The organism is Streptomyces gilvosporeus (genome assembly GCF_002082195.1).
In the GTDB taxonomy this organism is placed as follows: Bacteria; Actinomycetota; Actinomycetes; order Streptomycetales; family Streptomycetaceae; genus Streptomyces; species Streptomyces gilvosporeus.
Genome location: NZ_CP020569.1, coordinates 2,669,327 through 2,681,799, shown reverse-complemented (window position 1 = coordinate 2,681,799; position 12,473 = coordinate 2,669,327). Strand labels below are relative to the sequence as shown.

Sequence of the window (12,473 nt, the reverse complement as noted above, 5' to 3'; positions counted from 1 at the left end):
GGACGACGGCGGGGACGGGGACACGGTCAGAACAGCGGCGCGGGCAGCACGCCCTCCAGGGCCAGCAGCAGCCGTTTGGTCTCCAGCCCGCCGCCGAAGCCCCCGATACCGCCGTCGCTGGCGACGACCCGATGGCAGGGCACGACGACCGGCAGCGGATTGGATCCCATCGCCGCGCCCACCGCACGGGCGGCGCCCGGCTCCCCGACCCGGTCGGCGAGGTCCTGATAGCCGACGACGCTGCCGTAGGGCACGCCGTCGGCCAGGGCGTGCAGCACCCGGGAGTTGAAGCCGGAGGTCAGCGACCAGTCCAGCGGGACCCTGAAGGACCGCAGCTCCCCGGCGAAATAGGCGGCGAGCTCGGCCGTGGCCGCCACCAGATGGGGTATCTCCGGGACCGGCGGCCCGCCGAAGTACTGCTCCAGCCGGGTCAGCGCGCGCCGGCTGGTGCGCTCGTCGGCATGGAAGACCACCTGGGCCAGGCCCCGGCGGGTCGCGGCCAGCAGCAGCGGACCGATCGGCGTCGCCGTCCGCGTCCAGCCCCAGTCGCGCCGCTCCCCGCCCGCCGGGGCCGTGGTCCCCGGCGTGCTGCGCTCGGCGTCGTGCCCGGAATCGTGCTCGGAATTCCTCACACGATCAGCGTAGGACGTGCCACTGACAACGCGGCCCGATCGGGCGAAGGGGAGCCTCCCTGCGCTGCTCGGTCCTTGCCGCTCAGTCCTCGCCCGTCTCCAGCGCATCGCGGATCTCGTCGGCCTTGTTGCTGATGATGCCGTCGACACCCATCCGGTCGAGCGCGATCGCCTTGCTGTCGTCGTCGACGGTCCAGGCGTTCACCTGCATCCGGCGGTCGTGCGGGCCCGTCAGCCGGTGCACGGCATCGACGTAGCCCTGGGTGACCGTCGTGTAGTTGGGGTTGATCTCATCGCAGAACGCCGCGTACTTCGGCAGCTGGGCGACCGACGGTGTGCCGAGGAAGCCGGTCTTGATGTCCGGGCGCAGGCTGTGCACGGTCCTGATGGCGTCGGCGTTGAAGCTCTGGATGACCAGCCGCCGCCGGATATGGCTGCGGTCCAGCCAGCCCGTACGGTGCAGCACCCGAAGGGTCTGGAGCTCGATCCCGGGGTAGAGCTCGGGCGACTTGAGCTCCAGCAGGAGCCGCTGCCCGTTGTCCTCGACCTCGTCCATGTAGTCCTCGAGGGTGGGCACCCGCTCGCCCTCGAAGTCCGGGCTGAACCAGCTGCCCGCGTCCAGCTTCTCGATCTCGTTGAGCGTGAAGTCCTTGACGTTCCAGGGCTTGCGGTCGGGGAAGACCTGTTCGACGTTGGTGGTCCTGGCCAGCGAGTTGTCGTGCAGCACGACCAGCTCGCCGTCCTTGGTGCGCTGGACGTCGTTCTCGACCCAGACATCGCCCAGCCGGCTGGCCGCATCGATCGAGGCCAGCGTGTTCTCGGGGGCGTGCGTCGGGGCGCCGCGGTGGCCGACGACCACCGTTTGGTGCCCGCTGGCCGCCGCCTGCGCGGGCGCGCCGGAGAGGACGAGCGCGGACAGACCCATGAGCGCACCGGCGAGCGCGGTGGCGACGGGGCGGATACGCATACGGACTCCTCGTGACGTCGGGGGAACGTGGCTGACCTCGGGTGACGTGCACCGGTCATACGGGGTGGGGGCTCGCAGCCGGGCCGTAGCGGTGGGTGGACGGCGATTGCCGGGGACTGAAGGGGACGTGGCCGGTATTCCGTGTGAGCGCCGTAGTTGCAGGATGCCCGTAATCGCCGTGCAGCAGACGTGCGCCCGATGCCGTCCAACTTGCCGGAGCCCGCACCGTTACGCATCTCGGCCGACACCGCGTCACCCCTCGTTCTTGCGCCCGGTTTTGCCCCGTGCGCACGCCTCCCGGCGCCCCTTCCCGCGCCCTCCGCCGCGCCCCCGGCGAGGTCAGAGCCGCCGCGGCGACCAGGCCCCGGCCCGCCCCGGCCCGGCGAAGACCGCCGCGGGGCCGCCCGGACGGTCCGCCCGGCCTCCCCGCGCGGCCGCGGCCATTCCGGCGAATCCGCTGGTCGGAGGGTTTGTCACGCCGGTTGTCAGTGGGGGGTCGTACGGTGGGTTCCATGCGGCCCGTATCAAAGATCGAACGCACGGTGGCGCCCTTCGAGGTCGTCAGCCCCTATCAGCCCAGCGGCGACCAGCCGGCGGCCATCGCCGAGCTGGAGCAGCGCATCCGCGGCGGTGAGAAGGACGTCGTCCTGCTGGGCGCGACCGGCACCGGCAAGTCGGCGACCACCGCGTGGATGATCGAGAAGCTGCAGCGCCCCACCCTCGTCATGGCGCCCAACAAAACCCTCGCGGCCCAGCTCGCCAACGAGTTCCGCGAGCTGCTGCCCAACAACGCCGTCGAGTACTTCGTCTCCTACTACGACTACTACCAGCCCGAGGCGTACGTCCCCCAGTCCGATACGTACATCGAGAAGGACTCCTCCATCAACGAGGAGGTCGAACGGCTGCGCCACTCGGCGACCAACTCACTGCTCACCCGGCGCGACGTCATCGTGGTCGCCTCGGTGTCGTGCATCTACGGCCTGGGCACCCCCCAGGAGTACGTCGACCGGATGGTTCCCCTGAAGGTCGGCGACGAGATCGACCGCGACCAGCTGCTGCGCCGCTTCGTCGACATCCAGTACACCCGCAACGACGTCGCCTTCACCCGCGGCACCTTCCGGGTCCGCGGCGACACCATCGAGATCTTCCCGGTCTACGAGGAGCTCGCCGTACGGATCGAGATGTTCGGCGACGAGATCGAGGCGCTCTCCACGCTCCACCCGCTCACCGGCGAGGTGATCAGCGAGGACCAGTCGCTCTACGTCTTCCCGGCCAGCCACTACATCGCCGGCCCCGAGCGCATGGAGAAGGCCATCGCCGGCATCGAGGCCGAGCTGGCGCAGCGCCTGGCCGAGCTGGAGAAGCAGGGCAAGCTCCTGGAGGCCCAGCGGCTGCGGATGCGCACCACCTACGACATCGAGATGATGCGCCAGATCGGCTCCTGCTCGGGCATCGAGAACTACTCCATGCACATGGACGACCGCGAGCCCGGCTCCGCGCCCAACACCCTCATCGACTACTTCCCGGAGGACTTCCTCCTGGTCATCGACGAGTCGCATGTGACCGTCCCGCAGATCGGCGCGATGTACGAGGGCGACGCCTCCCGTAAGCGCACCCTGGTCGAGCACGGCTTCCGGCTGCCGTCCGCCCTGGACAACCGGCCGCTGAAGTGGGAGGAGTTCCTCGAACGCATCGGCCAGACCGTCTATCTGTCCGCGACCCCCGGCCCCTACGAGCTGGCCCGCGGCGACGGCTTCGTCGAGCAGATCATCCGGCCGACCGGTCTGGTCGACCCGGAGGTGGTCGTCAAACCCACCGACGGGCAGATCGACGACCTGGTGCACGAGATCCGCCGGCGCACGGAGAAGGACGAGCGCGTCCTGGTCACCACCCTGACCAAGAAGATGGCCGAGGACCTCACCGACTACTTCCTCGAGCTCGGCATCCAGGTCCGCTATCTGCACAGCGATGTCGACACCCTGCGGCGGGTGGAGCTGCTGCGCGAGCTGCGCGCGGGCGAGTACGACGTCCTGGTGGGCATCAACCTGCTGCGCGAGGGCCTCGACCTGCCCGAGGTGTCCCTGGTGGCCATCCTCGACGCCGACAAGGAGGGCTTCCTGCGGTCGGGGTCGGCGCTGATCCAGACCATCGGCCGCGCCGCCCGTAACGTCTCCGGCCAGGTCCATATGTACGCCGACAAGATCACCGCGGCGATGGAGAAGGCCATCGAGGAGACCAACCGCCGCAGGGAGAAGCAGCTGGCCTACAACAAGGCGAACGGCATCGACCCGCAGCCGCTGCGCAAGAAGATCGGCGACATCGTGGCGACCCTCGCCCGCGAGGAGATCGACACCCAGGAGCTGCTCGGCACGGACTTCCGCAAGCCCGCCCAGGCCGCCGGGGGCAAGGCGGGCAAGGGCGCCAAGGCACCGGTGCCGGCGCTCGGCGCCGCGGCCGCGCGGGGCAAGGGCGGCAAGGCCGGTGCGGTGGTGACCGACCGTCCGGCCGCCGAACTGGCCGCGCTGATCGAGGAGATGTCCGAGCGGATGCGGGCCGCCGCGGCGGAGCTCCAGTTCGAGGTCGCCGCCCGGCTCCGCGACGAGGTCGGGGAACTGAAGAAGGAGCTGCGGCAGATGAAGGAGGCCGGAGTGCAGTAGGCGGAGACCAGGAGGGCCGAGGGGCTTCGCACACCGGGGAGGGCCCGCCGGCGCCGGTGTGCGGCCGGGCCTGGCCCCGTGCGCGGGCCTGTGTTGCAGAAACGCCACAAAACGCGGGGCCGCGGCGGCGATGCCGTGCCGCCGTGCGTAGGGTCGGGAACACCGCCGGAAATGCGGGCGGGGACGTACGAAGAGGGGACAGCGCGTGTCGGTCAATTTGTCCAAGGGGCAGGGAATCAGCCTCCAGAAGTCCGACGGAGGCACGCTGACCGCGGTGCGGATGGGGCTGGGCTGGCGCTCGGCGCCGCGCCGGGGGCTGTTCGGGCGGCGCACCAACGAGATCGACCTCGATGCCTCGGCGGTGCTGTTCGCCGGGCAGACCCCCGTCGACGTGGTCTTCTTCCAGCATCTGATCAGCGACGACGGCTCGGTGCGGCACACCGGCGACAACCGCGTCGGCGGCGCCGGCCAGGGCGGCGACGACGAGGCGATCCTGGTCGACCTGGCGCGGGTGCCGGTGCACATCGACCAGATCGTGTTCACCGTCAACTCCTTCACCGGCCAGTCCTTCGCCGAGGTACAGGACGCCTTCTGCCGCCTGGTCGACGAGACCACCGGCCAGGAGCTGGCCCGCTACACCCTCACCGGCGGCGGCCAGTACACCGCGCAGGTCATGTCCAAGGTGCACCGCGCGGGCAACGGCTGGTCGATGACGGCCATCGGTGAGCCCGCCAACGGACGCACCTTCCAGGACCTGGTGCCCGCGATGCTGCCGCATCTGTAGCCACCGCACCACGACGGCAGCGCACCCCGGGCCGCGCCGCCGCCCCCCGGGCGCCGCGCCCGGCACCCGGCCCGGACGCGACACCCACCAGGGGGAACAACGATGACGGCCGAGCTGGTCCGTGGCCAGAACCATCCACTGGACCGCACCCGTGTGGAGATCCGGATCACCGCGGGCGGGCCCGTCATCGCCGGCGTCACGCTCGGCGACGACCAGGGCAGGCTGTCCGGCGCCGACGCGGTGGCCCACCCGGGGGCACCGTGCCGCGCCGGCGTCGAGGTCCCCCGCCAGGCCGCCTCCGAGCACCGCGTCGCGGTGGACCTCGACGCGGTGGCGGACGCCGTCCACCGGGTGAGCGTGCTGCTCGCGCTGCCCGCCAGGGTGTCCTCGCTGAGCGGTTTCGGTGCGGCCGCCGCGCCCCGCGTCGCCGTCACCGGCCTCGACGGCACCCCGCTCACCGACTACACGATCACCGGCCTGGGCGCCGAGACCGCCGTCGTCGCCGTGGAGCTCTACCGTCGGCAGGGTGCCTGGAAGGTCCGCGCGGTGGGCCAGGGCTACGCCGACGGCCTGGCCGCGATGCTCCGCGACCAGGGGCTGCCGCAGGCGGCCGAACTGGCCGCGGAGATCGAGGAGGCGGTGGGCCTGGGCCATGCCCGAGCGGTGCCCTCCCCGGTGGCGGCCGGCCGCGCCGAACAGCCGACGGCCGCGCCACCCGCCCCCGATGCACCCGCCCCCGCGCCCGGCGGCGACCGCGTCGACTACCGCCACCCCCGGCGCCGTACGGCCCCCGCCCTGTCCCCCGCGGCCGCCCCGGAAGGCCCGGGCACCCCGACGGCCCGGGCACCCCGGAAGCCCCCGACGGCCCGCAGACCCCGGTGCCCGGGGACGCCGCCGGATGGAGCATGGACGAGCGGCTCTACAACCAGATCTGGGGCATGTTCGAGGACCTGGCCCGCTCGGTGGCCGCCTACCGCAGCGCCTGCTCCTTCGCCGAGTCCCGGCTGGAGCAGGAGCTCGACCAGGCCCTCGCCGACCCGCGGAACCGCCTCGGCTCCGCCGCCGACGCCGCCCGCGCCGCCGCCCGCGACCGGCACGCCGCCCTGGTCACCCAGGCCCGCGCCGCCCTCGACCGCGACCTCGCCCAGCTCACCGCCGAATCCGAGGTCGTCGAGCCCGCCCTGCCGCCCGCCTTCGCCCGCTGGGACAGCCCCGTCTGGCAGGGCCACCACGCCCCGCAGGAGCCCCCGATGGCGGTCCGGCTGGGCGATCTGCATCTCCCCGAAGTCCTGGACCTGCGCATCCCCATGGTCGTCCGGCTCCCCCTGGAGCGCGGCCTGTGGATCGACAGCGGACCGTCCTCCTACGCCTGGCAGGCCGACCCCGGACGGGAGTACGGCCGCCGCGAGCTGGGCAGCGCGCTCACCGAAGGCCCGCCCGACGAGGCCGTGCTCGGCCGCCTCGCCCTGGACACCGCCGTCGCGGTCGCCGCCCGGTTGCTCGCCGCCCACCCGGTGGGGGACTTCGCGCTCCAGGTCATCGACCCCGGCGGTACGGCCGCGCCCGCGCTCGCCCCACTGCTGGAGACCGGCGCCCTGCGCGAGCCCCCGGCCCCCGGCGCCCAGGGGGTCGCCCGGACCCTGGAGGCGCTGATCCGACGGGTGGACCTGGTCCAGATGGCGGTGCGCAACCGCGCGGCCGACTCCCTGCCGCCGGATGTCGACACCGCCCAACAGCTGCTGATCGTCCATGACTTCCCGCACGGCTTCGACGACCGCGCCGTCAATCAGCTGCGCTATCTCGCCGACGAAGGCCCGGCGGTCGGGGTGCATCTGCTGATCGTCGCCGACCGCGCCCAGTCCCAGGAGTACGGCCCGGTCCTCGACCCGCTGTGGCGGTCCCTGCTGCGCCTCACACCGGTGCCCGACGCCCATCTCGCCGACCCCTGGGTGGGGCACGCCTGGACGTACGAGCCGGCGCTCGCCCCCCAGGGCAGCCCGATCGTCCGCCAGGTCCTGACCCGCCTCGCCCAGGCCCGCCCGGCCGGGCGACACTGAGCCCGGCATCGCCCGGCCCGATCACACCACCCCATCCCACCAGCACCTTTGCCATTCTCTTTACTCTTCCTTGGGTTTCCTTTACTCTTCTTGGTGCGGAGGGGAGTATTCCCGCTGCGGCGTACCCGTCATCACGGACCGACGAGCTTCACCGGATCCCGGGGCGCCGGCCCGGCATCTGCCCGGGCGGAAGAGACCTCCGGCAGCGACGACGCTGTGAGTGCCGTACGACTCTGCCGGAGGAGCAGTGGACGTTTCCCTGACCCTGTGGGCGCTGACCATCCTCGGTCTGTGCGCCCTGATCGCCGCCGACTTCTTCATCGGCGGCCGTAAACCCCACGAGGTCTCCCTCAAGGAGGCCGGAATCTGGACCGCCGTCTGGATCGCGCTCGCCGCGCTGTTCGGGCTCGGACTGCTCGTCTTCGGCGGTGGCGCGCCCGCCGGTGAGTTCTTCGCCGGCTTCGTCACCGAGAAGTCGCTGAGCGTCGACAACCTCTTCGTCTTCGTGCTGATCATGGGCAAGTTCGCGGTCCCGGCGAAGTACCAGCAGCGGGTTCTGATGGTCGGCGTGCTGATCGCACTCGTCCTGCGGGCCGGTTTCATCGGCGCCGGCGCCGCGATCATCACCCACTTCTCCTGGATCTTCTATCTCTTCGGCGCGTTCCTCATCTGGACCGCGTGGAAGCTCATCCAGGAGGCGCGCGCCGAGGAACACGACGAGGAGTTCGAGGAGAACCGCTTCCTCAAGATGGTCGAGCGGCGCTTCCCCTCGACCGACGCGTACCACGGCACCAGGCTGTTCATCGTCGAGAACGGCCGACGGCTGATGACTCCGATGCTGATCGTCATGCTGGCGATCGGTACCACCGACGTCCTGTTCGCCCTGGACTCCATCCCGGCGATCTTCGGCCTCACCCAGGACCCGTACATCGTCTTCACCGCCAACGCCTTCGCCCTGATGGGACTGCGGCAGCTGTACTTCCTGATCGGCGGGCTGCTGGAGAAGCTGGTCCACCTCTCCTACGGCCTGTCGGTGATCCTCGGCTTCATCGGGGTGAAGCTCGTGCTGCACGCGCTGCACGAGTCCGGAGTGGCCGTACCGGAGATCAGCATTCCGGTCTCGCTGGGGGTGATCTGCGCGGTCCTCGTCGTCACGACGCTCACCAGCCTGCGCGCCTCGAAGAAGCAGCAGCAGGCGGCCGAGACGGCGGCCAGGGAGGACCTGACCGTCTGAGACCGCCGCCGGGCCCGTACGACCGACCGGCCGTACGGGCCCGCCGCGGCTACCAGCCGCGCTCGCGCCACTCCGCGAGATGCGGACGCTCCGCCCCCAGCGTGGTGTCGTCGCCATGGCCCGGGTAGACCCAGGTCTCGTCCGGCAGTTGACCGAAGAGCTTGCTCTCGACGTCGTCGATCAGGCTGGCGAAGTTCTTGGCGTCGCCCCAGGTGTTGCCGACGCCCCCGGGGAAGAGGCAGTCGCCGGTGAAGACATGCGGCGCGCCGTGCGGATCGTCGTAGACCAGCGCGATGCTGCCCGGGGTGTGGCCGACCAGATGACGCGCGGTCAGCCGCACCCGGCCGACGGTGAGGGTGTCGCCGTCGTCGACCAGGACGTCCGTCGGGACGGGGATGCCCTCGGCGTCATGACGTCCCGCGTACGTCGCCGCGCCCGTGGCATCGACCACCTCGCGCAGCGCGCCCCAGTGGTCACCGTGCCGGTGGGTGGTGACCACGGAGGCGATGCCGCTGTCGCCGATCAGCGTGAGCAGGGTGTGCGGTTCGGCGGCCGCGTCGATCAGCAGCTGCTCGTCGGTGGCCCGGCACCGCAGCACATAGGCGTTGTTGTTCATCGGACCGACCGCGACCTTCGAGATCATCAGGTCGCTCAGCTCATGTACGTCGGCCGGTCCGCCGACCTGGACTGCTCCGCTGTAGGCCATCATGCGATCACTCTAGAGCGGCGGGACGGCGGGCAGGGGGGAGCCTGCGCTGTCGAGTTGCCCGCCGTCGGAGCGCCCGGTCAGCCAGCCGACCAGCTCCGCCGCGGCGCCCGTCACCACCACCGGGGCGGCCCCGGGCGCCCCGCCTCCCGTGCGCCAGTGGCGGCCGTCCTCCGTATGCAGCTCCAGGGTGGGCAACTCCTTGTGCCCGGCGAACTTCACCGTGGCCAGCAGGTCCAGATAGCCGTCGACGAAGACGGGCAGCAGCTGGTCGAGGGTGTGGCCGACGCCGAGGTCGACGTGGTGCAGCTCGACCTCGGCCAGCCGGCGCAGCGCCAGCCGGCCGGCGCGCTCGACGACGCCGTTGCGCATCTCGACCTCGTACGCCCGGCCCTCCTCCGGGAGCGCCCGCGCCGCCGCATCGAAGCGGGCGGCGCTCTCGCGCAGATCCTCCAGATGGGCGGCCAGCGAACGGCCGGCGTCGCGCTCGATATCGGCGTCGCGGGCCGTGTCGCTCGCGTACATCGGCGTGCGCACGGCCGTACGCGCCCAGGTCAGGAGGTTGGTCAGGGCATCCGCGTTGCGGGAGAGGTGCGCGAGGACGTGGCCACGGGTCCAGTGCGGCAGCAGGGACGGTTCGGCGATCGCCTCGTCGTCCAGTTTGCCGGCCGAGACCAGAAGCCGGTCGGTGGCCTCACGGACGGCACTGGCGTCGCGCGGGAAGTCCGGCAGGGTGTGGGTCATGCTCCGAAGCTAGCGCCACCGGGGCGAGTTCGGGAGTCGTCCGGCGGCCACCGGGGCGTACGCGGGGGCGGGGGAGGGGGCGGGCGGCAGGCCGGAAACCGCCGCCGGCTCGCCGTCCCCCCAGGTCAGACGGCAGTCCCCTCGGGCGCCCCGAACCACCGGTGCAGCGCGGCGTCCAGCCCGTCCGGCGCCTCGCCCGTGTCGGCCGCCCAGGCGGTGGCGCCGTCCGGGCGCACCAGCAGCGCCGCCAGGCCGGGCCGGTCCGGGCAGGCGGCGGTGTGCACCTCCACCCGGCCGTCGTATCCGTCGGCGCGTTTGCGCAGCTCGGGGTCGTCGGCGAGATCAAGCAGCAGCGCCCGCCCGTGGTGCAGGTGGTCCGCGAGCCGGGTGCCGTCGGACAGCTCCAGGTCGGGCGCGCTGCGGCCGGTCAGCGGATGGTCGCCGGGCAGGTCGTAGCGCTGCCAGACGCCGGAGATCTTCTTGACGAAGAAGGTCGTGGCGTCGGGCGTCCCGGTCAGTTCGGCGATCACCTCGCGCAGCGCCTGGGCGTGCGACTCCGGCCGCATCAGCGCCACTTGGGCCCGCGTCCAGTCCAGTACCCAGGCGCCGAGGGGGTACCGCTCGGCGGTGTAGGTGTCGAGCAGGCCCTCGGGGGCCCAGCCCCTGACCGTGGCGGCCAGCTTCCAGCCCAGATTCATCGCATCACCGAGGCCGAGGTTGAGGCCCTGGCCGCCGAACGGGGAGTGCACATGCGCCGCATCACCGGCCAGCAGGACCCGTCCCGAGCGGTAGTCGGGCACCTGGCGGGCGTGGTCGGTGAAGCGGGTGGCCGTGTGGACCTTGGTGATCGTCACGTCCGGCACGCCGGAGACCCGGCGCAGCGCGGTCTGCAACTCCTCGGTGGTGACGGGGGCTTCGCGGTCCTTGGGCGGGCCGTCGAACTCCACCGTGAGGATCCGGCCGGGCGTCGGCCCGTGGGCGTACGTCCCGGTCTTCGTCCAGTTCCAGCCCACCCCCAGGGCCTCCGAGCCGGTCATCTCCACGAACGCCTGGTGGCCGGTGATCCCCGGATCGGTGCCGGGGAACGGGAATCCGGCGAGTCGGCGCACCGTACTGCGGCCGCCGTCGCAGCCCACCAGCCAGCCGGTGCGCAGCGTTCCCCCGGAGGTGTGCACGTCGACGCCCTCGTCGTCGGCGTCGAGGCCGGTCACGGTCACCCCGCGGCGCAGGGAGACGCCGAGTTCGGCGGCGCGGGCGGCGAGCAGCCGTTCCAGGGCCTCCTGGGGGAGGATGCCGAGGTCGGCGGCCGGGCCGCTGGTGCCGAAGTCCGGGTCCGACTCGTCCAGGAGGTCGCCGCGGAGCATGATGCCCGCGAAGTGCCCGGCGAACCTCGGCGCCGCCTTGATCTCCGAGGCCCCGGCGGCCTGCCGCTGCCGCAGGAAGGCGCTGAACCGCTCCATGGCGGGGCGCTGCACCTCCATCAGGGCCGGCAGCATCCCGCGCCGGTAAAGGGCCTCCGCACTGGGGGAGTTGATCGCTCCCGCCTTGACCGTCGTGTCCACTTCGGTCAGCCGCTCCAGGACGACGACCGTGATGTCCGCCAGGGCGAGTTCGCAGGCGAGCATCAGCCCCACCGGGCCGCCCCCTGCCACTACTACGTCTGCGTCGTGATTCATGCAGGGGACTATAGTCACTAAAAATTTGTGGCGACTAAAAATTAATGCTTCGGCGGCGCCTAAGATCCCGGTATGGCGAAAAAGGAGTGCGCGGGCCGCGAGGGGGCCGGGTACGCGGAGGAGGCCGGGTATGCGGCGGGGGCGGAGCATGCCGAGGACGAGGTGCGGCTGACGCTGCGCGAGCGCAAGAAGCTGCGGACCCGGCAGCGGATCTCGGCCGAGGCCACGCTGCTCTTCATGGGGCGCGGCTTCGACAATGTCACGGTCGCCGAGGTCGCCCGCGCCGCCGAGGTCTCCACGATGACCGTCTTCAACTACTTCCCGCGGAAGGAAGACCTCTTCCTCGACCGGATCCCCGAGGGGCACGAGCTGATCACCCGGGCCGTACGGGACCGCGAGCCGGACGAGACGCCGCTGGCCGCGCTGCGCCGGATGTCCCTGGAGCTGCTGGCGCAGCGTCATCCGCTGGGCGCGGTGGGGGAGGGTTTCGAGCACTTCTGGCGTACGGTGCTGGACTCGCCGGCGCTGCGGGCGCGGGCGCGCGAGGCGGTCGAGGAGATCGAGCACACGCTGGCGGGGCTGCTGGCCGAGGCCGCGGGCGAGGACCCGGGGCGGCCGGGTCGCGGCTCCCGGCTGGCCGCGGCGCTGATCATCGCGGGGCTCCGGGCGGTCCATGTCGAGGCCGCGGGCCGGCAGCTCGCGGGCGACCCGGTCGACGATGTGGCGGCCGGGCAGGAAGAGGTCCTGCGGCGGACCTTCGATGCGCTGGAGCGGGCGCTGCCGGACGGGGGTCTGGGCGGGGGCTGACGGGGGCGGGGGCGGCCCGGATGGCGTCGTCGCTGGTCGGCGGGGCGGGAAGGTTTGGGGGCCGCCACACGTTTGGGTGAACTGGGCTTGCCCGTGCCGTAAATCGAATGCACGTGCTATACGCTCGTTATGGCATCACAAAGACAGTGCCGCGGCGGTCCCCATACCCTGGGGCGGGGGCTCCGCTCCGCGCCGCCGCCTCTGCTCCA

General features: G+C 72.0%; 10 protein-coding genes and 1 pseudogene. 6 read left to right on the top strand and 5 right to left on the bottom strand.

The features are described 5' to 3' along the window. Positions 1 to 26: 26 nt before the first annotated feature. Both B1H19_RS11780 and B1H19_RS11775 read right to left on the bottom strand, forming a co-directional pair. Positions 27 to 632: a methylated-DNA--[protein]-cysteine S-methyltransferase gene (locus tag B1H19_RS11780; RefSeq protein ID WP_083104572.1), complete on the bottom strand. Its 606-nt coding sequence runs from the start codon at positions 630 to 632 to the stop codon at positions 27 to 29. A gap of 82 nt (positions 633 to 714) precedes the next feature. Beyond that, the gene (locus B1H19_RS11775; RefSeq protein ID WP_083104571.1) at positions 715 to 1,599 is read right to left on the bottom strand and encodes a glycerophosphodiester phosphodiesterase; all 885 of its coding nucleotides are present in this window, start codon (positions 1,597 to 1,599) and stop codon (positions 715 to 717) included. Between the two features lie 512 nt (positions 1,600 to 2,111). Here B1H19_RS11775 and uvrB point away from each other — a divergent pair. The 5 genes and pseudogenes from uvrB to B1H19_RS11755 all read left to right on the top strand — a co-directional run bounded on the left by uvrB (position 2,112) and on the right by B1H19_RS11755 (position 8,331). Beyond that, complete coding sequence (uvrB, locus tag B1H19_RS11770) at positions 2,112 to 4,256, top strand: excinuclease ABC subunit UvrB (RefSeq protein ID WP_083104570.1); 2,145 nt, start codon at positions 2,112 to 2,114, stop codon at positions 4,254 to 4,256. 205 nt (positions 4,257 to 4,461) lie between these two features. After that, complete coding sequence (locus B1H19_RS11765; protein WP_083104569.1) at positions 4,462 to 5,040, top strand: TerD family protein; 579 nt, start codon at positions 4,462 to 4,464, stop codon at positions 5,038 to 5,040. A 102-nt stretch (positions 5,041 to 5,142) separates the two neighbouring features. After that, a pseudogene (locus B1H19_RS40790) lies at positions 5,143 to 5,568 on the top strand (TerD family protein); the annotation flags it as partial. A gap of 377 nt (positions 5,569 to 5,945) precedes the next feature. Further along, positions 5,946 to 7,097, top strand: a complete 1,152-nt coding sequence (locus B1H19_RS40785; protein ID WP_418361440.1) for a hypothetical protein — start codon at positions 5,946 to 5,948, stop codon at positions 7,095 to 7,097. A 247-nt stretch (positions 7,098 to 7,344) separates the two neighbouring features. Continuing rightward, a complete protein-coding gene (locus B1H19_RS11755) occupies positions 7,345 to 8,331 on the top strand; it encodes a TerC family protein (protein ID WP_083104568.1) in 987 nt (328 codons plus the stop codon). A gap of 49 nt (positions 8,332 to 8,380) precedes the next feature. Here B1H19_RS11755 and B1H19_RS11750 read toward each other — a convergent pair whose 3' ends face one another. The 3 genes from B1H19_RS11750 to B1H19_RS11740 form a co-directional block, all read right to left on the bottom strand. Next, the gene (locus B1H19_RS11750; RefSeq protein ID WP_083109556.1) at positions 8,381 to 9,037 is read right to left on the bottom strand and encodes an MBL fold metallo-hydrolase; all 657 of its coding nucleotides are present in this window, start codon (positions 9,035 to 9,037) and stop codon (positions 8,381 to 8,383) included. Between the two features lie 12 nt (positions 9,038 to 9,049). Further along, on the bottom strand, positions 9,050 to 9,781 hold the full coding sequence (locus B1H19_RS11745; RefSeq protein ID WP_083104567.1) for a maleylpyruvate isomerase family mycothiol-dependent enzyme: 732 nt from the start codon (positions 9,779 to 9,781) through the stop codon (positions 9,050 to 9,052). Positions 9,782 to 9,906: 125 nt separating this feature from the next. Next, positions 9,907 to 11,457 (bottom strand): FAD-dependent oxidoreductase, encoded by a 1,551-nt coding sequence (locus B1H19_RS11740; RefSeq protein WP_083104566.1) that lies wholly within the window; start codon positions 11,455 to 11,457, stop codon positions 9,907 to 9,909. Positions 11,458 to 11,529: 72 nt separating this feature from the next. On the opposite strand from B1H19_RS11740, the gene B1H19_RS11735 reads away from it, so the two are divergent. Then, positions 11,530 to 12,264 carry a TetR/AcrR family transcriptional regulator gene (locus B1H19_RS11735; RefSeq protein WP_083104565.1) on the top strand — a complete coding sequence of 245 codons (735 nt, stop codon included), beginning with the start codon at positions 11,530 to 11,532 and terminating at the stop codon, positions 12,262 to 12,264. Positions 12,265 to 12,473 lie beyond the last annotated feature (209 nt).

What these genes read in the sequence shown, in the direction of transcription:
- B1H19_RS11775 (WP_083104571.1), bottom strand. Translation starts at nt 1,599, where the DNA reads ATGCGTATCCGCCCCGTCGCCACCGCGCTCGCCGGTGCGCTCATGGGT.
- uvrB (WP_083104570.1), top strand. Translation starts at nt 2,112, where the DNA reads ATGCGGCCCGTATCAAAGATCGAACGCACGGTGGCGCCCTTCGAGGTC.
- B1H19_RS40785 (WP_418361440.1), top strand. Translation starts at nt 5,946, where the DNA reads ATGGACGAGCGGCTCTACAACCAGATCTGGGGCATGTTCGAGGACCTG.
- B1H19_RS11750 (WP_083109556.1), bottom strand. Translation starts at nt 9,037, where the DNA reads ATGGCCTACAGCGGAGCAGTCCAGGTCGGCGGACCGGCCGACGTACAT.
- B1H19_RS11745 (WP_083104567.1), bottom strand. Translation starts at nt 9,781, where the DNA reads ATGACCCACACCCTGCCGGACTTCCCGCGCGACGCCAGTGCCGTCCGT.
- B1H19_RS11740 (WP_083104566.1), bottom strand. Translation starts at nt 11,457, where the DNA reads ATGAATCACGACGCAGACGTAGTAGTGGCAGGGGGCGGCCCGGTGGGG.
- B1H19_RS11735 (WP_083104565.1), top strand. Translation starts at nt 11,530, where the DNA reads ATGGCGAAAAAGGAGTGCGCGGGCCGCGAGGGGGCCGGGTACGCGGAG.